The organism is Leclercia sp. LTM14, from assembly GCF_023736175.1.
GTDB lineage: Bacteria > Pseudomonadota > Gammaproteobacteria > Enterobacterales > Enterobacteriaceae > Enterobacter > Enterobacter barmai.
Map to the genome: position 1 here is coordinate 817,681 of NZ_JAIKTT010000002.1, position 19,608 is coordinate 837,288.

The following is a 19,608-nucleotide window of genomic DNA, read 5'->3' on the forward strand; positions in this document are numbered from 1 at the left end:
TTTTTTACGCCGTGCGGCGGGCGAACTCTTTAACCTTAAAGCCCAGCACCGCGAGGGTGGCGAAGTACGCCACCACACCCACCACGACCACCGCCATCAGGCGCAGCAGACGATACGGCATGGTGCCCAGCGACCAGTCCGGCATCACGTACAGCATCCCCACCAGCGCCGCCGCCATCACCAGCACGGCAATCACCAGACGCAGCAGGAAGCTCGCCCAGCCCGGCTGCGGGGTGAAGATCTGCTGCTTGCGCAGCTGCCAGTAGAGCAGCCCGGCATTGAGACAGGCTGCGAGACCGATGGACAACGACAGACCGGCATGCTTCAGCGGGCCGATAAACGCCAGGTTCATCACCTGGGTCATGATCAGCGTCACGATGGCGATTTTCACCGGCGTTTTGATGTCCTGACGTGAGTAGAAGCCCGGGGCCAGCACTTTCACCACGATCAGTCCCATCAAGCCCACCGAATAGGCGACCAGCGCCCGCTGGGTCATCGCTGCATCAAAAGCGGTAAATTTTCCGTACTGGAACAGGGAGACGGTGAGCGGTTTGGCGAGGATCCCCAGCGCCACCGCGCTTGGCAGCGCCAGCAGGAAGCAGAGGCGTAACCCCCAGTCCATCAGGCGACAGTACTCATCATGGTTGCCGCTGGCGAAACTGCGGGAGAGCGAAGGCAGCAAAATGGTCCCCAGCGCCACACCCAGCACCCCGGACGGAAACTCCATCAGGCGGTCGGCGTAGTACATCCAGGAAACCGACCCGGAGACGAGGAACGAGGCGAAGATGGTGTTGATGATCAGCGAGATCTGGCTTACCGACACGCCGAGGATCGCCGGGCCCATCTGCTTAACCACCCGCATCGCCCCGGCATCGCGCAGGTTAATGCGCGGCAGCACCAGCATGCCGATTTTCTTCAGGTGCGGCAGCTGATACGCCAGCTGCAGCACCCCACCCGCCGTCACCGCCCACGCCAGCGCCAGGACCGGCGGATGGAAGTGCGGCGCGGCAAAGAGCGCAAAGCCGATCATGCTGACGTTCAGAAACGTCGGCGCAAACGCCGGGACCGAGAAGCGGTTCCAGGTGTTGAGAATGGCCCCAACCAGCGACGCCAGCGAGATCAGCAGAATATAAGGAAAGGTGATGCGCAGCAGCTGCGAGGTCAGGGCAAACTTGTCGGCGGTATCGGCAAAGCCGGGGGCGGTGACCATGATCACCCAGGGCGCCGCCAGCATCCCCATCACCGTAACGATCGCCAGGGCGAGGGTCAACAGTCCTGAGACGTAGGAGACAAACACCTTAGTCGCATCTTCCCCTTGCTTGCTTTTGTACTCAGCCAGAATAGGAACGAAAGCCTGAGAAAACGCCCCTTCAGCAAAGATACGGCGCAGCAGGTTAGGCAGTTTAAAAGCAACAAAAAAGGCGTCAGTCGCCATTCCTGCGCCAAACACCCGCGCCACAATGGCGTCGCGCGCAAAGCCCAGCACGCGCGAAAACATGGTCATCGAGCTGACGGCGGCCAGCGATTTTAATAGGTTCATTAACGTGAATTTCCACTACCAGACGGCAAAACGCCTGCAAAGCAGGCGTGATTCTCGCCGGGAGGCGCTGCGCTTACCCGGCCTGCAAGACAATAAACGCGCCTAGTCTACTCGTAAAAACGCGAATTGCTATGGGCAGATGTTACAGCGGGTTATTCGCTCATGGCATCGCGCCAGAGCTTCTCCACGATGCGCTGGGCGCGGATCGCCTGTTCGCCCGATGTTTCAGGAACCGTCTGATTTTGCACGCATTCGATAAAGTGGCGCGCGCAGCCGACAAAACCGCGCTGCTCCAGAGTGCTTTGCCAGCCCGGTATCGCCGGCGTGACCACGCCCGCTCCCCGCTCTTCGCGCCATTCGCGCATGTCGGTCACGTCCAGAAGCGCCCCGTCCGTTACCGCCTGGATCCACTCCCGCTGGCTCCCTGCCCGGCGGTGCATGGAGGTGGTTACCTGCAGCGTTCCCGTACTGAAATGGTGCTCGGCATAGACCATCTCCCCCTGCTCATTGGTTTGCAGGGTACCGCCGGTCAGCTGCGCGTTATCCCCCGCCAGCCACAGGGCGGTGTCCACCACGTGCAGATAGTCATCGAGCAGGGTAAAACGCAGATCGTTGGGCCCGATGCTGTCGGCGCGATGCTTGTCCATCCGCAGCGATGCCGCGCCGTTCAGCTGGGTTTTGAGCTGCTGGTAGAGCGGCGCAAAGCGACGGTTAAAGCCGACCATCAGGGTCAGTTTTTTCTGCGCGGCGAGGTCGATCAGCCGCTCGGCGTCGGCCAGATTGTCCGCCAGCGGTTTATCGACACAGACATGCACCCCGGCATGCAGCAACTCGCTGACCACCTGATAGTGGGTGGCGGTGGAAGTATGGACAAAGACCGCATCACAGGCGCGGGCCAGCTCCTGCAACGATTCGTAGTAAGGCATGCGTACCGACTCGCAGATCCGCAAAGCCTTATCCCGGGACGGCGACCAGGCGCCCTGCAACGTCCAGTCTGACGCGGCGCTCAGCACCGGCAGCCAGGCTTTCTGGGCGATACCGCCCAGCCCTACCACGCCCACTCGTAATTTTGTCACCGTTAATCTCCCAGATGTGCCAGCAGCGAATCGAGGCGCTGCTTAAGTTCTTCAACTTCATTTTCCAGCGCTTCCACGCGGGCCAGTAAGGTTTCGTCGGTTGCCGGCGCCACGGCTTCCACCGCCGCGACGACGGTTTCAACCTCACCGCTGAAGAGATGCATATAGCGGCTTTCACGCTTGCCGGGCTCGCGCGCCAGACGCAGGACAAACGGGCCATCCTCCCGGGCGGCCAGCCCTTCGAGAGTCTGCTCCACTTCCTGCATATCGGCGAACTCATGCATGCGCGCGGCGCGGGTGCGCAATTCGCCCGGCGTCTGGGCGCCCCGCAGCAACAGGGTCGCGACGATCGCCACTTCGGCGGCGCTCAACTTCAGGGCACCAAATTCGGAGTTGCAAAAACGCTGTTCATATTTGGTCACGCGATTGCCAAAACCGCTGACGGTGCGCAGGTAGTGGCGTTTGACCAGCGCATCGAGCTGATCCTGCACCTCATGCTCGGCCAGGTTCATCACCGGTTCACGGTTGGTCTTCTGGTTGCAGGCCAGGGTGATGGCATTCACCGAGAGCGGATACTGTTCCGGGGTGGTGACCTGCTTCTCCAGCAGGCAGCCGATGACGCGCGCTTCTGTGGCGGTTAATTGATATTTCATCTCTGTTCCTTAGCGCCCCGCGCTCCACTCTTTGGTTGTCAGCGCCGTCAGGACATGATCGCGCCACTCGCCGTCAATCAGCAGGTAGTCTTTGGCGTAGCCCTCTTTTTCAAATCCGAGGCGCGCCAGCAGATCGCCGCTGCGCTGATTGTGCGGCATATAATTGGCCATAATGCGGTGCATATGTTGGGTACGTTGCATATAGCGGATCGCCGAGGTCAGAGCCTCGAACATCAGCCCCTGCCCCTGCCATTTTTGTCCGATGGAGTAGCCCAGATAGCAGGCGTGAAACGAGCCCCGCACCACGTTAGAGAAGTTGGCGATACCGACGATCTCTTTTTCATCGGGGTCCAGCAGGGCAAAATAGAACGCCGAGCCCTGCTTGTGGAACTCGGCAATCATGCTCAGCCGGGCCTGCCAGCCGGAAGGATAGCAGTGGCTCTCATCCCGTACGGGTTCCCAGGGTTTTAAAAACTGACGATTCTCAGCGTAGTAGTCCGCCAGCCGCCAGGCATCACGCTCATGCACGAGGCGAACCACCAGCCGGTCAGTCGTCAGGCGCACTTTCGGCACATTACTGCGATAGCCAAACATGGATACAACTCCTTCATGTTACAACCTTGACCCGTTAGCTTTACTATACCTGCGCCGCTGCCTTTCGGGAAAACAGTGACATACCATTTTGGAGACTTTTCACATTTTTCGATGAAAACCCTCAATCAAAGTACCCTTTTGATAAAAAAATATTGTCGCCTGCGCAGTGGGAAAAAACCTGCCGACACCGCAGAATATTAGCGCGCTCATTATCTTGATACCCTAAATAATTCGAGTTGCAGGAAGGCGGCGACGCAGCGAATCCCCAGGAGCTTACTCCGGTAAGTGACAGGGGTGAGCGAGGAGGCCAACGCACCGGCAACTTGAAGTATGACGGGTATCTTTCCCTGGAGGGGAAATGTCCCGTATCTCGAAGGCCCGGAGCCTGGGTAAATATTTCCTGCTTGTCGATAACATGCTGGTTGTGCTCGGCTTTTTTGTCGTTTTTCCGCTTATTTCGATTCGCTTTGTCGATCAGATGGGCTGGGCGGCATTAATGGTCGGCATTGCGCTGGGTCTGCGCCAGTTCGTTCAGCAGGGGCTGGGGGTGTTTGGCGGAGCGATTGCCGACCGCTTTGGCGCGAAACCGATGATTGTCACCGGCATGCTGCTGCGGGCGGCGGGCTTTGCCACCATGGCGATCGCTCACGAACCCTGGCTGCTGTGGGTCTCCTGTATCGTCTCCGGGCTTGGCGGCACCCTGTTCGACCCGCCGCGCACGGCGTTAGTGGTCAAACTGATCCGCCCTCAGCATCGCGGGCGCTTTTTCTCGCTGCTGATGATGCAGGACAGCGCCGGTGCGGTGGTGGGTGCGCTGCTGGGAAGCTGGCTGCTGCAGTATGATTTCCGCCTGGTCTGCGCCACCGGCGCGGTGCTGTTTATCCTTTGCGCGGCGTTCAATGCCTGGCTGCTACCCGCGTGGAAACTCTCCACCGTCAAAGCACCGGTGCGGGAAGGGCTCGACCGCGTCTGGCGTGACAAACGCTTTATCACCTACGTCCTGACGCTGGCGGGCTATTACATGCTGGCGGTGCAGGTGATGCTGATGCTGCCGATCATGGTCAACGATATCGCTGGTTCTCCGGCGGCGGTAAAGTGGATGTACGCCATTGAGGCCTGTCTCTCCCTCACCCTGCTCTACCCCATCGCCCGCTGGAGCGAAAAACGCTTCCGCCTTGAGCACCGCCTGATGGCGGGGCTGCTGATCATGTCCCTGAGCATGTTGCCTGTCGGGATGGTGGGCTCGCTGCAGCAGCTGTTTATCCTGATCTGCACCTTCTACATCGGCTCAATCATTGCTGAGCCCGCCCGCGAAACCCTGAGCGCGCAGCTGGCGGACGCCCGTGCGCGGGGCAGCTATATGGGCTTTAGCCGTCTCGGGCTGGCGATTGGCGGCGCGCTGGGCTATGCCGGCGGCGGCTGGCTATTCGACGCCGGGAAGGCCTTCAACCAGCCTGAACTGCCGTGGATGATGCTGGCCCTGATCGGGTTGATGACCTTCTTCGCACTGGGCTGGCAGTTCAGCCACAGGCGCACAGCCCCCGGTATGCTGGAGCCCGGTGCCTGACCGATTCTCAGGCACTATTCCTGTTCTTCGCCGTTATCAGTTTTTTCTGCTGGTCTGGCCGGCTGTCCCCTGACATACTTGCCCGTCAGGATTGAAGCGCTGACATCATGTCGAGGAAAACCATGAAAAAATTTGTTATTGCCACTGCGTTGATCGTCAGCGGCCTGCTGGTTGGTTGTAATCAGCTTACCCAGTACACCGTCAGTGAGCAGGAGATCAACCAGGCCCTGCAGAAGCGCAATAACTTTGCGAAAGATATTGGCGTTCCGGGCGTGGCCGATGCGCATATCGTCCTGACCAATCTTACCAGCCAGATTGGGCGTGAAGAGCCGAATAAAGTGATGCTCTCCGGCGATGCCAGCCTGGACATGACCTCGCTGTTCGGCAGCCAGAAAGCCAATATCAAGCTGAAGTTAAAAGCGCTGCCGGTCTTCAATAAAGAACAGGGCGCTATCTACCTGCAGCAGATGGAGATCGCCGACGCCGTCGTGTCGCCGGACAAGATGAAACCGGTTCTGCAAACGCTGATGCCGTACCTGAACCAGTCCCTGCAGAACTACTTTAATCGCCAGCCCGCTTACATCCTGAAAGAAGATAACAGCAAGGGTGAAGCGCTGGCGAAAAAATACGCGAAAGGCATCGAAGTGAAGCCGGGTGAGATTGTTATCCCCTTCGTCGATTAACCTCTGAGGCGCTCCGGCGCCTTTTTTTACAGAAAAGAGTGCAAACGAAAACGTTTCCCTCTATTCTTTGTGTCCGGCAAAAATCATCTCACCCAGCCGGAGCCTATCCATGACTGTACAATCCCAGGTTTTGAAAATCCGCCGCCCAGACGACTGGCATATCCATCTTCGCGATGGCGATATGCTGAAAACCGTCGTGCCGTATACCAGTGAAATTTATGGCCGCGCGATTGTCATGCCAAACCTGGTGCCGCCAGTCACCACGGTCGACGCGGCTATTGCCTATCGCCAGCGCATTCTTGATGCCGTGCCTGCCGGTCACGATTTTACCCCGCTGATGACCTGTTATCTGACCGACACGCTCGATCCTAATGAGATTGAACGCGGCTTTAACGAAGGGGTCTTTACCGCCGCCAAGCTCTATCCGGCCAACGCCACCACCAACTCCAGCCACGGTGTCACCAGCACTGATGCGATTATGCCGGTACTGGAGCGCATGGAAAAACTGGGCATGCCGCTGCTGGTGCACGGCGAAGTGACCCATGCCGAGATCGACATTTTCGACCGCGAAGCGCGTTTTATTGAAACCGTGATGGAGCCACTGCGCCAGCGCCTGCCGGGGCTGAAAGTGGTGTTCGAACACATCACCACCAAAGACGCGGCGGAATACGTGCGCGATGGCAATGAGCTTCTGGCTGCCACCATCACCCCGCAGCACCTGATGTTCAACCGCAACCACATGCTGGTGGGCGGCGTGCGTCCTCACCTGTACTGCCTGCCGATCCTCAAACGCAACATTCACCAGCAGGCCCTGCGTGAGCTGGTCGCCAGCGGCTTTGAGCGCGCTTTCCTCGGCACCGATTCCGCGCCGCATGCCCGTCATCGCAAAGAGGCCAGCTGTGGCTGTGCAGGCTGCTTTAACGCCCCGACGGCCCTTGCCAGCTACGCCCAGGTGTTCGACGAGATGAACGCCCTGCAGCACTTCGAGGCGTTCTGTTCCCTGAACGGGCCGCGCTTCTACGGTCTGCCGGTGAACGAAACCTTCGTTGAACTGGTGCGCGAAGAGAGCAGTGTGGTGGAGTCGATCGCCCTGACCGACGACACGCTGATCCCGTTCCTCGCGGGCGAAACCGTTCAGTGGACGGTGAAGCGTTAAAAATTGTTTGTCCCCTGTTGTAAGTTCAACAATATAACTGTATAAATAAACAGTATATTACACAGGGGGCAACTATGCGTATCGAAGTGACCATTGCCAGAACAACTGCTTTACCTGCCGGTGCGCTGGACGCGCTGGCGGGTGAACTCTCCCGCCGTATAAATCACTCCTTTCCCGAACGCGATGGTGCTGTCACCGTGCGTTATGCGGGGTCAAACAATCTGTCGGTAATCGGTGGCGCAAAAGAAGATAAAGAGCGCATCAGCGAAATTTTACAGGAAACCTGGGAGAGCGCTGACGACTGGTTTATTACCGATTAAATTTTCTCCTTCATTGTGTTTTTTGCCGGGTCGCCCCGGCTTTTTTTCGTCTAATCAAGCCAGGCGCAAATAATCTGTTTGAGTCCATCAAAAATCATCAGCAAGGTGATGTTTTAATGTTCAAACAATCCTAAAAGCGATAAAAAAGTGGTGCTCCCTGTTTCTTTTTCCCTTCAGAAGCCTTATTTATTGATATACTGAAATTGCTTCAGAAAAACACGCATTGAACCTCACAGTCGTTGTCTTTTTAACACGTATTCAGGGGGTTATGATGGAAAAGAATAATGAAGTCATCCAGACACATCCACTTGTTGGCTGGGATATCAGCACTGTAGATAGCTACGACGCACTGATGCTGCGTTTGCATTACCAGACCCCAAATCACCCTGACACCGAAGAAGCGGAAGTTGGGCAGACCCTGTGGCTAACCACAGACGTCGCACGCCAGTTTATTTCTATTTTAGAAGCCGGTATTGCAAAAATAGAATCCAGTGACTACCAGGAAAATGAGTATAAGCGGCATTAGTATAATGTCTGAATCTCACCCCAAAGGCACCTGACGGTGCCTCACTTATTTCCCCCTTGTATAACCGCCCTGTCTTAATTACCCTGCTAACCAACGAAACGCGTAAAGAGATCCCCATGAAATACGACCTTATTATTATTGGCAGCGGATCTGTCGGTGCAGCGGCAGGTTATTACGCAACCCGGGCAGGCCAGAATGTGCTGATGATCGATGCTCATATGCCGCCCCACACCGAAGGCAGCCATCACGGTGATACCCGTCTGATGCGCCACGCGTACGGTGAAGGTGAGCGCTATGTGCCGCTGGTTTTACGCGCGCAGGCGCTGTGGGATGCACTGGCGCAAATCAGCGGTGAGCCGGTCTTTGAACGCACGGGCGTGGTCAACCTCGGGCCGTCGGATTCACAGTTTCTGGCCACCGTGGAGCAAAGCGCCCGTCAGTTCAGCCTCAATCTCGAGCGCCTGGACGCCGCAGCCATCATGAAGCGCTGGCCTGAGATTAACGTCCCCGAGGATTACATCGGCCTGTTTGAAGCCGAATCGGGCGTACTGCGCAGCGAACTGGCGATTAAAACCTGGATTGCGCTGGCGAAAGAGGCCGGTTGCGCCCAGCTGTTTAACTGCCCGGTGACCGCCATTACCCACCATGACGACGGCGTCACCGTCGAAACGCCGGAAGGCCCGTACAGCGCAAATCGCCTGCTGGTGAGCGCGGGGACCTGGGTTTCGCGTCTGGTGCCGGGTCTCCCGGTGCAGCCGGTGCGCAAAGTCTTCTCCTGGTTCCAGGCCGACGGACGTTACAGTCATCAGAATCACTTCCCTGCTTTTACCGGCGAACTGCCGGACGGCGATCAGTTTTACGGCTTCCCGTCCGAGAAAGATGCCCTGAAGATTGGCAAACACAACGGCGGCCAGGTCATCAACTCGCCGGAAGAGCGCAAGCCGTTTGGCGCTTACCCTGGCGATGGTTCAGAAGCCTTCAAATTCCTGCGTAACGTCCTTCCCGGCATCGGCGGCCTGCTGCACGGCGCAGCCTGCACCTACGACAACACCCCGGATGAAGATTTCATCATTGATACCCTGCCAGGCCATGACAACACGCTGCTGATCACCGGTCTGAGCGGACACGGTTTCAAATTTGCCAGCGTGCTGGGTGAGATTGCCGCGCAATTCTCTTTGCAGATCGACCCGCCGTTTGATCTCACGCCTTTCTCCCTGTCGCGCTTTAGCCGATAATGCTGTCAGGCTTCGGGTTTCCGAAGCCTTTCATTCATCCTCTCATCGGTATCCTCATGCGTCGTATCGTTAATTATCTGGTCAATAATATTCGCGAGCATTTGATGCTCTATATTTTGCTGTGGTCGCTGCTGGCACTGCTGGATATTCTCTACATTGTATTTTTCTGATGAAAAATACTGACAAAAACTGACACTTCTTCAGATAACTATAATTTCACAATAAATTATTTGAACATCATAAAATCGTCACAACCCGCCAGAAATCAGCCATTACCACAAATCATTAACAACCACATTGACCATTCTTCCGATATTTATTTCAAAATAACTGAACGAATAGAATTAAAAATGAATATCTGTAAATATCATTTGCATTAATGTTTCCCCCACGCCATTTTTAGCGCTTGCTAATTAATAACGGTACTCACAATGCAGGTGCGTAATTCCCCCACACGCTATGGCGTTATTTCCATGAGTTTGCACTGGCTGATGGCTATTGCGGTTTATGGCATGTTTGGCCTGGGCCTCTGGATGGTGACCCTCAGCTATTACGACGGCTGGTATCACCAGGCACCGGAGCTGCATAAAAGCATCGGGTTTATGCTGATGCTGGCGCTGGTGGTGCGACTGCTGTGGCGCCGTTTCTCCCCTGTTCCTCCGGCGCTGAAGAGCCAGTCGCGCCTCACGCGTCTCAGCGCCGCCGCCGCCCATATCGCGCTGTACGCAATCTTGTTCGCCATTCTGATCAGCGGGTATTTGATTTCTACCGCCGACGGCAAACCGATCAGCGTCTTTGGCCTGTTTGACGTGCCCGCCCTGCTGGCCGATGCCGGCGCACAGGCCGATCTGGCCGGCACCGTGCATTTGTGGCTGGCATGGGGCGTGGTGATCCTTTCCGTACTGCATGGTCTTGCCGCCATGAAACATCACTTTATCGACAAAGATGCCACCCTGACACGTATGTTGGGCAAAGCGTCACCTGACTCTGGAGCATAAAATGAAGAAAAGCCTGCTGGGATTAACCTTAGCGTCTCTGCTGTTCACCACCGGTACCGCCGTGGCAGCGGACTACAAAATTGATAAACAAGGCCAGCACGCCTTTGTGAACTTCCGTATTCAGCATCTGGGTTACAGCTGGCTGTACGGCACCTTCAAGGATTTCGATGGCTCCTTCACCTTCGATGAGAGCAACCCAGCGAACGATAAGGTCAATGTGACCCTGAACACCAACAGCCTCGATACCAACCACGCCGAGCGCGACAAGCACCTGCGCAGCGCGGATTTCCTCAACGTAGCGAAATACCCGCAGGCAACCTTCACCTCAACGGAAGTGAAAAAGGATGGCGACGGTCTGGATATTACCGGCAACCTGACGCTGAACGGCGTGACGAAGCCGGTAACGCTGGATGCAAAACTGATTGGCCAGGGTGACGATCCGTGGGGCGGCAAGCGCGCAGGGTTTGAAGCATCAGGCAAAATTCACCTGAAAGACTTCAATATCACTACCGATCTGGGCCCGGCATCGCAGGACGTTGAGCTGATCATTTCGGTGGAAGGGGTTCAGCAGAAGTAATGCCCTCGCCCGGTCACAGGACCGGGCAAGGTTTCAGGATCATTCCGGGTCAGGAATGCCGAGACGGGTGTTCAGACGACCACGCGACTTATTGAAGATCTTATTGCCATTCTCGCGCCCGGCACGACGGCGGCGCTGCTCCTCTTCAGGCAACACGCTCTCCTCGCTGCACAGCTCGCTACAGCAGCCGTTAAACTTCTCCGCACAGGCCGGACACTGAATAAACAGCAGATGACAACCGTCATTTTTGCAGTTGGTATGGCTGTCGCACGGTGTGCCGCACTGGTGGCAATGGGCAATCACATCATCAGAGATACGCTCGCCCATGCGCTCGTCAAAGACAAAGTTCTTGCCGATAAAACGCACCGGCAGCCCCTGCTCGCGCGCGCGACGGGCATACTCGATGATCCCGCCCTCGATATGCCAGACTTTGTTAAAGCCGTTGTGCTTCATGAATGCGCTGGCTTTTTCGCAGCGGATCCCGCCGGTGCAGTACATGACAATTTTCTTGTCCTTGTGCTCCTGCATCATCTCGACGGCTTTCGGCAGCTGTTCACGGAAGGTGTCCGCCGGGATCTCGAGCGCGTTTTCAAAATGGCCCACTTCATATTCGTAGTGGTTACGCATATCGATAAACACCGTATCGGGATCGTCCAGCATGGCGTTCACTTCCGCCGCTTTCAGGTAATCACCCACGTCGCTGGCGTCAAAGGTCGGGTCGTCAATGCCGTCCGCCACAATGCGCTCGCGCACTTTCAGACGCAGCACCCAGAAGGATTTACCATCATCGTCCAGAGCGATGTTCAGGCGCAGGCCGTCCAGCGCCGGATCGAAACCGTACAGGAAGGTGCGCAGCTCATCGACCTTGCTTTCAGGCACGCTGATTTGGGCATTGATACCTTCATGGGCCAGATAAATACGGCCAAATACGTTCATCGCGGTTAAGGCTTTATACAGCGCGTCGCGGGTTGCCTGCGGATTAACGATGGTGAAATATTTATAGAACGAGATCGTCGTGCGCGGCTCGGTTTCAGCCAACATGCGCGCTTTCAGCTCTTCGTTCGAAATGAGGTTGTGTAACACTGGCATGGTGTACGGTTCCTGCAATCGTAGTGAGAATGAAAATCGGTCGGCATGATATAGCAAACATTGGCAATTTACATCCCTTCATTTTGCGCTACATTTCACAGGTTAAATTATCCGGGAAATAACATCTGCTGTAATAATGACCAATCCATTGGCATGCGTTTTGGTTATGAATGGAAAAATGCGACACTAGGACAACAGGACGTATCAAAAACAGGAACGACATGACTCAACTACCTAAATTTTCCATTGCACTATTACATCCTCGTTACTGGCTGACCTGGGCTGGGATCGGTTTATTGTGGTTACTGGTGCAACTGCCCTACCCGCTGATCTACCGCATTGGCTGCGGCCTGGGTCGACTGGCGATGCGCTTTATGTCACGCCGCGCCCGCATTGCCCGCCGCAATCTGGAACTCTGCTTCCCAGAGATGAGCGAGCATGAGCGCCACGACATGGTGGTGAAAAATTTCGAATCCGTCGGCATGGGACTGATGGAGACAGGGATGGCCTGGTTCTGGTCTGATAAGCGCATGGCGCGCTGGTCGGAAGTGACCGGCACCGGCATGGATCCGGTACACAATCTGCAGGAAAATAAAACCGGCGTGCTGCTGATTGGCGTCCATTTTCTGACGCTGGAGATCGGCGCGCGGATGTTTGGCATGCAGGCACCCGGCATTGGGGTTTACCGTCCGAACGATAATCCGGTGATCGACTGGCTGCAAACCTGGGGCCGGATGCGCTCCAACAAGAGCATGATTGACCGTAAGGATCTCAAGGGGATGATCCGCGCCCTGAAGTCCGGGGAAGTGATCTGGTACGCGCCCGACCATGACTACGGCCCAACCGCCAGCGTCTTTGTGCCCTTCTTTGCGGTAGACGAGGCAGCCACCACCACCGGCACCTGGACCCTGGCCCGTCTGTCGAATGCGGCCATTGTGCCGTTCGTGCCGCGCCGTAAATCCAACGGCAAAGGTTATGAGCTGATGATGCTGGAACCGGAGTGCGCCCCGCCGCTGGACGATGCCAGAACCACGGCGGCGTGGATGAATGAGGTGGTGGAAAAATGCATCCTGCTGGCTCCGGAACAGTATATGTGGCTGCATCGCCGCTTTAAAACCCGCCCGGAAGGCGTCCCTTCCCGCTATTAATTCCCCCTGCGGCCTCCCCGGCCGCAGCCTCCCTTGAGCTTATAATGCTCTCCGCCATTGCAGCAATCATCACCCCGGCGCATAATTAGCAGGCTTATTACCTTCTTTTATAATGATGCCGCAGCGCATCATAACGCGGATAGCTATGTCTCCCTCAGAAACGCCAATAAACTGGAAGCGGAACCTTACGGTTGCCTGGCTGGGCTGCTTTCTCACGGGTGCCGCCTTTAGCCTGGTGATGCCTTTCCTGCCCCTCTACGTCGAGCAGCTCGGCGTCAGCGGCCACAGCGCGCTCAACATGTGGTCCGGGCTGGTATTCAGCATCACCTTTCTCTTCTCCGCTATCGCCTCCCCCTTCTGGGGCGGACTGGCCGACCGCAAAGGCCGCAAAATCATGCTGTTGCGCTCGGCGCTGGGGATGGCCATCATCATGCTGCTGATGGGGATGGCGCAAAATATCTGGCAGTTTCTGATTTTGCGCGCGGTGCTGGGGCTGCTGGGCGGCTTTGTGCCCAACGCCAACGCACTTATCGCCACGCAGATACCCCGCCATAAAAGCGGCTGGGCGCTGGGAACCCTCTCCACCGGCGCGGTAAGCGGCGCCCTGCTCGGCCCGCTGGCGGGCGGTTTACTGGCGGACAGCTACGGTCTGCGCCCGGTCTTCTTCATTACCGCAGGCGTGCTGTTTGCCTGCTTCCTGCTGACATGGTTCTGTATCCGGGAAAATTTCACCCCGGTGCCGAAAAAAGAGATGCTTCACGCCCGCCAGGTCTTCGCTTCGCTGAAGAATCCCCGGCTGGTCATCAGCCTGTTTGTCACCACCATGATCATTCAGGTGGCTACCGGCTCTATCGCGCCAATCCTGACGCTGTACGTGCGCGATCTGGCCGGACACGTCGGCAATATCGCCTTTATCAGCGGCATGATTGCCTCGGTGCCCGGCGTGGCGGCCCTGATCAGCGCTCCGCGCCTTGGGAAACTGGGTGATCGGATTGGTCCGGAAAGGATCCTGATTGTCGCCCTGGTGATCTCCGTCCTGCTGCTTATTCCGATGTCCTTTGTGCAATCGCCGTGGCAGCTGGGCGTGCTGCGCTTTTTACTCGGTGCAGCCGATGGTGCCCTGCTGCCTGCGGTGCAGACCCTGCTGGTCTATAACTCCACCAACCAGATTGCCGGGCGCATCTTCAGCTATAACCAGTCATTCCGCGATATCGGCAACGTCACCGGCCCTCTACTCGGGGCGGGTATAGCCGCCAGCTACGGTTTTCGCGCGGTGTTTATCGTCACCGCCTGCGTGGTGATGTTTAACGCGGTTTACTCGTGGTTCAGTTTGTCGCGGGCGGTGCGTCGGCCAGCGGCTATTTCTGAGTCAGATAAGGTCTCATTGTCCGAATAAGACAACCTCGTGACGGCTTTTGCCGCTTTCATACTTGCAATTATGGAGAATCAGCTATTCTTTCCCTGAATACCACGTCAATTCACAGGGAGACGCCGATGACTATGTTTGCCACTTTAGAGGAAGCGATTGATGCCGCGCGCGAAGAGTTTCTCGCCGATAATCCAGGCATTGAGGAAGATGACGCGAATATTGAACAACTCAATATTCAAAAATATGTCATGCAGGATGGGGACATTATGTGGCAGGCCGAATTTTTTGCCGATGACGGTGAAGATGGCGAATGCCTGCCCGTACTGAGCGGCGAAGCGGCTCAGGCGGTGTTTGATGGCGATTATGACGAGATTGAGCTGCGTCAGGAGTGGCTGGAAGAAAACACCCTGCACGAATGGGATGAGGGTGAATTTCAGCTCGAGCCGCCGCTGGATACCGAAGAGGGTCAAACCGCAGCGGATGAGTGGGACGAGCGTTAATTATTCATAGGGCCCATGCTGAGCGTCGATGGGCAGCAGTAACGTATCAAAGACCAGCGAGAACGGCAGATCCAGTATCGTCAGGTAGCGCCATGCGGAGTCGCGGACATCCCATTGCACGCCCGGGTAATATTGATTGCCGTGCCCCTGTCCCGGGACCGCCCGGCTGATAATGCTGCCGCAGCCGCTCAGTAATAACGCCATTGTGATGACGATGAAAAATCTCATCCCGTACCTCAAAAGATAAAAATACCGGCCCTGGAGCCGGTATTTATTTGCCGGGTGGCGCTACGCTTGCACGGGCCTACAGGTTTTGTAGGCCGGGTAAGCGCAGCGCCACCCGGCGCATCACTTCCCTTTCAACGCCAGCGGATTCAGCTTCAGCGTCTGATAATGGTTCACCCATGAAGAGTATTTCTCCGGTGCGGACCACACACGATGATGCAAACGCGCCATGGTCACAGGGTCGCTCAGCAGCACCAGACGACGATCGCGATTCAGCTTCTCCGGCGTCTCGTTCAGCGCCTGCTCAACGTGACGATCGCGGGCGATCTCCAGCACACGGCTGGCACGGTGACGGGCTGTCGCCATCGCGATAGCCAGGGCGTTGAATGACGGGTTAAACACCGCGTGCATAAAGCCATCTTCCAGCGAACGGCTGCGGTTGAGCTCCAGATAGCGATCGGTATCCACCAGCACCTGCGGCGGGGAATACTCTTCCGGGATCAGGAACAGCTTCCAGCGTTTGGTGCGCAGACCCACCGTCGAGCGGCTGGAGATCACCGACACGAACGGCGACAGGATCAGCGAGAAGACAATCGGTGCCAGCCAGAACAGGAAGCGCAGATCCAGCCACGCCATGCCCACCGCCCAGACCAGACCCAACAGCATCTGGGAACCGTGACGCATAAAGGCTTCGCTCCACGGGGTGGAGTCGTCATCACGCTGCGGCGAGTTCCAGACCACTTCCCAGCCGAGGAACGCGCTGACCACGAAGACGGTGTGGAACAGCATACGCACCGGCGCCAGCAGCACGGAGAACAGCACTTCCAGCAGCAGGGAGAGGGTGACGCGGAAGAAACCGCCGTACTCCTTCGAGCCCTTGCACCAGATCAGCACGATACTCAGCAGCTTCGGCAGGAACAGCAGCACCATCGTCGAGGCAAAGAGCGCTATCGCCAGCTCAGGACGCCACTGCGGCCACACCGGGAACAGCTGGCGCGGCTGCAGGAAGTACTGCGGCTCGGTCAGGGCGTGAACCACCTGCAACGCGGTCGACAGGGCCAGGAACATAAACCACAGCGGCGCGGAGAGGTAGGACATCACGCCGGTCAGGAACACGGCACGGTGTACCGGGTGCATCCCTTTCACGAGGAACAGACGGAAGTTCATCAGGTTCCCGTGACACCAGCGGCGGTCACGCTTCAGTTCATCCAGCAGGTTCGGCGGCAGCTCTTCATAGGAGCCCGGCAGGTCGTAGGCGATCCACACCCCCCAACCGGCACGACGCATCAGCGCGGCTTCCACGAAGTCGTGCGACAGGATCGAGCCCGCAAACGAGCCCTCGCCCGGTAGCGGCGCCAGCGCACAGTGCTCAATGAACGGCTGGACGCGGATAATGGCGTTATGACCCCAGTAGTGCGACTCACCCAGCTGCCAGAAGTGCAGACCGGCGGTAAACAGCGGTCCGTACACGCGGGTAGCAAACTGCTGGCAACGGGCGTACAGCGTGTCCATGCCCGACGCTTTTGGCGACGACTGGATGATCCCGGCATTCGGGTTAGCTTCCATCAGGCGCACAAGGCCCGTCAGACACTCACCGGTCATCACCGAGTCGGCATCCAGCACCACCATGTAGCTGTACTGATTGCCCCAGCGACGGCAGAAGTCATCGATGTTGCCGCTTTTACGCTTCACGCGACGGCGACGACGGCGGTAGAAGATCTGCCCTTCGCCCTGCACTTCGGCGATCAGCTCCATCCACGCCTTCTGTTCTGCCACGCAGATGTCCGGGTCGTAGCTGTCACTCAGGATGTAAACGTCGAAGTGTTCGGCGTTGCCGGTAGCTTTCACCGACTCCCAGGTAGCGCGCAGGCCGGCGAAGACACGATCCACGTCTTCGTTACAGATAGGCATGATCAGCGCCGTACGGTGTTCAGGATTAAGGGGTTCATCCCCTACCGTCGAGTGCGAAATGCTGTACTTATCCCGGCCTATCAACAGCTGCAGGAAGCCCATCAGCGCGGTCCAGAAACCGGCCGATACCCAGCAGAAGAGAATGGCGAACAGCAGCAGGATGCCGCTTTGCAGAATGTATGGCAGCAGCTGCATAAACGACACCAGCAGATCCTGGTCGAACATATCGGCAGGATTGATCAGCGCCCAGCCCTGGTAAGGCAGAATGGTCTTCATATACCAGGTGGCGACGACGGTCTGCGCGATGGTCAGCAGCAGCAGGATGTAGCGGCGAATACTCCCGACGGTACGCCATTTTTCCTCGCTGGCCTGCTGCTCTTTAGACAGGCGAGAGAGGTAGCGCGGGTTGGTGTCGCGACCGCGCAGGCGATCCCAGAAACGGCCCACCGGGTTGGTGCGCCACGGATCCGGGAACATCGACGAGCGCGTCGCTTTCGGCATCGCCTCAAGCTGGGCGCGCCCTTCGTCATCGCGAATCAGCTGGCCTTCGGCCAGTGAATCGGGCCAGGCCTGCTCGAGACGGCTTTTCACCGAGCCCAGCGGGGTATCATCTTCACGGGTAAACGGATGATGATCGGCATCCAGCGCGGTATGAACCGCACTGATGTCACCCTTCGGCAGTGCCGCCTTCTCGATATCGGTCAGCGGCATGGCATCGATATACTCAGTTATCTTATTCATTGGCAGGTAGCTGATAGCTCCAGGTTTCACTCAACGGCTGGTCTGCGTTCACCAGAGCGGCGCGCATCTCAGTCGGCTGTTTCGCGTCTTTTACCTTCACGCGCAGGGTTAAACGCCAGCCTTTGGTGACCGGGTTATAACGCACGCTGTTCTCAACGATTTCGCCGTTATCACCAATGCTCGCCTGAGCGGTGACCGGGGTTTCCGGTGCCAGTTTTTTCATATCCTGGCCGGTGAAATCGACAACAAACGCGATGGTGCCATCAGGCTGGCGAATCAGATTAGACTGTTTCACATCCCCCGTTGAACGGCGGGTCTGCAGCACATACGCGCTTTCTGGCGCATGCAGCTTGTCTTCATCGCGGCTCATGGTGATGCTGTAGTTGAAGTTCATCTCTTTGCCGGCTTCCGGCAGCTGGTCCGGCGTCCAGTAGGCGACGATGTTGTCGTTGGTTTCGTCGTTGGTCGGGATCTCTACCAGCTCAACTTTACCTTTGCCCCAGTCGCCTTTCGGAGTGATCCAGGCGCTCGGGCGCAGATCGTAACGATCGTCCAGATCTTCAAAGAGGGAGAACTGACGACCGCGCTGCAGCAGACCAAACCCCTGCGGGTTTTCCATGCTGAAGCTGCTTACCGCCAGGTGTTTCGGGTTGTTCAGCGGACGCCAGATCCACTCGCCGTTTCCGGCCAGGATCGACAGACCGTTAGAGTCATGCAGTTCCGGGCGGAAGTTGCTGACTGAAGACGGCTGGTTTGGCCCGAACAGGAACATACTGGTCAGCGGCGCTACGCCCAGTTTGCCAACCTTGTCGCGCAGATAGACTTTAGACTGCACGTCGACCACGGTATCGCGGCCCGGAATAATGACAAAGCGATAGGCGCCGGTTGCACGCGGGGAGTCCAGCAGCGCATAGATGGTCAGGCGTTTGTCGGTTGGTTTTGGACGCTCGATCCAGAACTCGCGAAAGCGCGGGAACTCTTCTCCGGAAGGCAGGGCGGTATCAATCGCCAGACCACGCGCAGAGAGGCCGTAAACCTGGCCGCCGCCGATCACACGGAAATAGCTTGCCCCCAACATGCTGACAATTTCGTCGTTTTTATCTTTACTGTTGATGGGATAAAGCACTTTAAAGCCCGCGAAGCCCAGATCTTTCACGGTGTCTTTGTCGTGTTGTACGTTGCCGAAATTGAAATAGTCCGGGCTATACTTGATTTTGCGTACCGCGTTAGAGGTCACTTCATTAATGGTGACCGGCGTGTCGAAGTACATCCCCTGATGATAAAACTCAAGCTTGAACGGGGTCTTAATTTTATTCCAGTACGCTTTATCGTGATTAAACTGGATCTGCTGATAGTCCGCATATTTCATGTCGCGGAAAACGGAGGGTAAGTTACTTTTTGGCGCTTCGTACCCTTTACCGGCCATCGATTTTGCCTGTTTTGCGACGTCGTCGATGGTAAAGGCCAGGGCCGATGAGGTATACAGAGACAACAGGACTGCCGCTCCTAACCAACGCATTTTCATCATTTGTGGTTTATGTTTCATAATAAGTAAGCACTTCCCCCTTTGTGTGCTTATATCGATCCGATCCATTTTAATGGAAAATCAGGCATTCCGACAACATAATCACCGCTTTGTTCAGCGTGCTGGCTCATGGATTAAGCAAGTGAAAGTAACCCGTTTTCACTTTGCGTGCTTA

General features: G+C 56.8%; 20 protein-coding genes. 12 read left to right on the forward strand and 8 right to left on the reverse strand.

From position 1 onward, the window contains the following. Positions 1–4: 4 nt before the first annotated feature. From murJ to rimJ, 4 genes are all read right to left on the reverse strand, one after another. Positions 5–1,540, reverse strand: coding sequence for a murein biosynthesis integral membrane protein MurJ (murJ, locus tag K5I40_RS08435; protein WP_223074303.1), 1,536 nt, complete (start codon positions 1,538–1,540; stop codon positions 5–7). A gap of 152 nt (positions 1,541–1,692) precedes the next feature. Next, a complete protein-coding gene (locus K5I40_RS08440; RefSeq protein ID WP_223074304.1) occupies positions 1,693–2,616 on the reverse strand; it encodes a Gfo/Idh/MocA family protein in 924 nt (307 codons plus the stop codon). Positions 2,617–2,618: 2 nt separating this feature from the next. After that, positions 2,619–3,269, reverse strand: coding sequence for a YceH family protein (locus tag K5I40_RS08445; protein WP_223074305.1), 651 nt, complete (start codon positions 3,267–3,269; stop codon positions 2,619–2,621). A 9-nt stretch (positions 3,270–3,278) separates the two neighbouring features. Next, on the reverse strand, positions 3,279–3,863 hold the full coding sequence (gene rimJ / locus K5I40_RS08450; RefSeq protein WP_142489056.1) for a ribosomal protein S5-alanine N-acetyltransferase: 585 nt from the start codon (positions 3,861–3,863) through the stop codon (positions 3,279–3,281). A gap of 358 nt (positions 3,864–4,221) precedes the next feature. On the opposite strand from rimJ, the gene mdtH reads away from it, so the two are divergent. The 9 genes from mdtH (at position 4,222) to K5I40_RS08495 (ending at position 10,925) form a co-directional block, all read left to right on the forward strand. Continuing rightward, a complete protein-coding gene (mdtH, locus tag K5I40_RS08455; RefSeq protein ID WP_223074306.1) occupies positions 4,222–5,430 on the forward strand; it encodes a multidrug efflux MFS transporter MdtH in 1,209 nt (402 codons plus the stop codon). 122 nt (positions 5,431–5,552) lie between these two features. Next, complete coding sequence (locus K5I40_RS08460) at positions 5,553–6,113, forward strand: lipoprotein (RefSeq protein WP_039028902.1); 561 nt, start codon at positions 5,553–5,555, stop codon at positions 6,111–6,113. Positions 6,114–6,222: 109 nt separating this feature from the next. Continuing rightward, positions 6,223–7,269 carry a dihydroorotase gene (gene pyrC, locus K5I40_RS08465; protein ID WP_138368625.1) on the forward strand — a complete coding sequence of 349 codons (1,047 nt, stop codon included), beginning with the start codon at positions 6,223–6,225 and terminating at the stop codon, positions 7,267–7,269. Between the two features lie 74 nt (positions 7,270–7,343). Beyond that, positions 7,344–7,589: a DNA damage-inducible protein I gene (gene dinI, locus K5I40_RS08470; RefSeq protein WP_138368624.1), complete on the forward strand. Its 246-nt coding sequence runs from the start codon at positions 7,344–7,346 to the stop codon at positions 7,587–7,589. Positions 7,590–7,860: 271 nt separating this feature from the next. Then, entirely contained in the window at positions 7,861–8,115 is a 255-nt protein-coding gene (gene bssS / locus K5I40_RS08475) for a biofilm formation regulator BssS (protein ID WP_039032340.1), read from the forward strand. Between the two features lie 116 nt (positions 8,116–8,231). Then, positions 8,232–9,350: an N-methyl-L-tryptophan oxidase gene (gene solA, locus K5I40_RS08480; protein WP_223074307.1), complete on the forward strand. Its 1,119-nt coding sequence runs from the start codon at positions 8,232–8,234 to the stop codon at positions 9,348–9,350. A gap of 56 nt (positions 9,351–9,406) precedes the next feature. Next, entirely contained in the window at positions 9,407–9,520 is a 114-nt protein-coding gene (locus K5I40_RS08485; RefSeq protein ID WP_072036751.1) for a DUF2770 family protein, read from the forward strand. Positions 9,521–9,781: 261 nt separating this feature from the next. Beyond that, the gene (locus K5I40_RS08490) at positions 9,782–10,348 is read left to right on the forward strand and encodes a cytochrome b (protein ID WP_039032339.1); all 567 of its coding nucleotides are present in this window, start codon (positions 9,782–9,784) and stop codon (positions 10,346–10,348) included. Position 10,349: 1 nt separating this feature from the next. Further along, positions 10,350–10,925 carry a YceI family protein gene (locus tag K5I40_RS08495; protein ID WP_039032338.1) on the forward strand — a complete coding sequence of 192 codons (576 nt, stop codon included), beginning with the start codon at positions 10,350–10,352 and terminating at the stop codon, positions 10,923–10,925. Positions 10,926–10,964: 39 nt separating this feature from the next. On the opposite strand, the gene K5I40_RS08500 is transcribed toward K5I40_RS08495, so the two are convergent. Next, positions 10,965–12,014 (reverse strand): rhodanese-related sulfurtransferase, encoded by a 1,050-nt coding sequence (locus tag K5I40_RS08500; protein WP_039032337.1) that lies wholly within the window; start codon positions 12,012–12,014, stop codon positions 10,965–10,967. Between the two features lie 221 nt (positions 12,015–12,235). On the opposite strand from K5I40_RS08500, the gene K5I40_RS08505 reads away from it, so the two are divergent. From K5I40_RS08505 to K5I40_RS08515, 3 genes are all read left to right on the forward strand, one after another. Next, positions 12,236–13,162 (forward strand): Kdo(2)-lipid IV(A) acyltransferase, encoded by a 927-nt coding sequence (locus K5I40_RS08505; protein WP_223074308.1) that lies wholly within the window; start codon positions 12,236–12,238, stop codon positions 13,160–13,162. A gap of 145 nt (positions 13,163–13,307) precedes the next feature. Continuing rightward, the gene (gene mdtG / locus K5I40_RS08510; RefSeq protein WP_223074309.1) at positions 13,308–14,558 is read left to right on the forward strand and encodes a multidrug efflux MFS transporter MdtG; all 1,251 of its coding nucleotides are present in this window, start codon (positions 13,308–13,310) and stop codon (positions 14,556–14,558) included. 98 nt (positions 14,559–14,656) lie between these two features. Further along, entirely contained in the window at positions 14,657–15,031 is a 375-nt protein-coding gene (locus K5I40_RS08515; protein ID WP_039032335.1) for a MysB family protein, read from the forward strand. On the opposite strand, the gene K5I40_RS08520 is transcribed toward K5I40_RS08515, so the two are convergent. From K5I40_RS08520 to mdoG, 3 genes are all read right to left on the reverse strand, one after another. Next, complete coding sequence (locus K5I40_RS08520) at positions 15,032–15,259, reverse strand: YceK/YidQ family lipoprotein (RefSeq protein ID WP_039032334.1); 228 nt, start codon at positions 15,257–15,259, stop codon at positions 15,032–15,034. A gap of 120 nt (positions 15,260–15,379) precedes the next feature. Further along, positions 15,380–17,908 carry a glucans biosynthesis glucosyltransferase MdoH gene (gene mdoH / locus K5I40_RS08525; protein WP_039032333.1) on the reverse strand — a complete coding sequence of 843 codons (2,529 nt, stop codon included), beginning with the start codon at positions 17,906–17,908 and terminating at the stop codon, positions 15,380–15,382. Continuing rightward, the gene (mdoG, locus tag K5I40_RS08530; RefSeq protein ID WP_223074310.1) at positions 17,901–19,436 is read right to left on the reverse strand and encodes a glucans biosynthesis protein MdoG; all 1,536 of its coding nucleotides are present in this window, start codon (positions 19,434–19,436) and stop codon (positions 17,901–17,903) included. Before mdoG ends, mdoH begins: the two co-directional genes overlap by 8 nt. Between the last annotated feature and the right edge of the window lie 172 nt (positions 19,437–19,608).

Bases quoted from the DNA above. Each gene is read 5' to 3' on its own strand.
- mdoG (WP_223074310.1), bottom strand. From the start codon at position 19,436: ATGATGAAAATGCGTTGGTTAGGAGCGGCAGTCCTGTTGTCTCTGTAT.
- K5I40_RS08460 (WP_039028902.1), top strand. From the start codon at position 5,553: ATGAAAAAATTTGTTATTGCCACTGCGTTGATCGTCAGCGGCCTGCTG.
- pyrC (WP_138368625.1), top strand. From the start codon at position 6,223: ATGACTGTACAATCCCAGGTTTTGAAAATCCGCCGCCCAGACGACTGG.
- K5I40_RS08445 (WP_223074305.1), bottom strand. From the start codon at position 3,269: ATGAAATATCAATTAACCGCCACAGAAGCGCGCGTCATCGGCTGCCTG.
- K5I40_RS08505 (WP_223074308.1), top strand. From the start codon at position 12,236: ATGACTCAACTACCTAAATTTTCCATTGCACTATTACATCCTCGTTAC.
- K5I40_RS08485 (WP_072036751.1), top strand. From the start codon at position 9,407: ATGCGTCGTATCGTTAATTATCTGGTCAATAATATTCGCGAGCATTTG.
- murJ (WP_223074303.1), bottom strand. From the start codon at position 1,540: ATGAACCTATTAAAATCGCTGGCCGCCGTCAGCTCGATGACCATGTTT.
- mdoH (WP_039032333.1), bottom strand. From the start codon at position 17,908: ATGAATAAGATAACTGAGTATATCGATGCCATGCCGCTGACCGATATC.
- mdtG (WP_223074309.1), top strand. From the start codon at position 13,308: ATGTCTCCCTCAGAAACGCCAATAAACTGGAAGCGGAACCTTACGGTT.
- K5I40_RS08515 (WP_039032335.1), top strand. From the start codon at position 14,657: ATGACTATGTTTGCCACTTTAGAGGAAGCGATTGATGCCGCGCGCGAA.
- rimJ (WP_142489056.1), bottom strand. From the start codon at position 3,863: ATGTTTGGCTATCGCAGTAATGTGCCGAAAGTGCGCCTGACGACTGAC.
- K5I40_RS08490 (WP_039032339.1), top strand. From the start codon at position 9,782: ATGCAGGTGCGTAATTCCCCCACACGCTATGGCGTTATTTCCATGAGT.
- solA (WP_223074307.1), top strand. From the start codon at position 8,232: ATGAAATACGACCTTATTATTATTGGCAGCGGATCTGTCGGTGCAGCG.
- K5I40_RS08500 (WP_039032337.1), bottom strand. From the start codon at position 12,014: ATGCCAGTGTTACACAACCTCATTTCGAACGAAGAGCTGAAAGCGCGC.
- dinI (WP_138368624.1), top strand. From the start codon at position 7,344: ATGCGTATCGAAGTGACCATTGCCAGAACAACTGCTTTACCTGCCGGT.
- bssS (WP_039032340.1), top strand. From the start codon at position 7,861: ATGGAAAAGAATAATGAAGTCATCCAGACACATCCACTTGTTGGCTGG.
- mdtH (WP_223074306.1), top strand. From the start codon at position 4,222: ATGTCCCGTATCTCGAAGGCCCGGAGCCTGGGTAAATATTTCCTGCTT.
- K5I40_RS08495 (WP_039032338.1), top strand. From the start codon at position 10,350: ATGAAGAAAAGCCTGCTGGGATTAACCTTAGCGTCTCTGCTGTTCACC.
- K5I40_RS08520 (WP_039032334.1), bottom strand. From the start codon at position 15,259: ATGAGATTTTTCATCGTCATCACAATGGCGTTATTACTGAGCGGCTGC.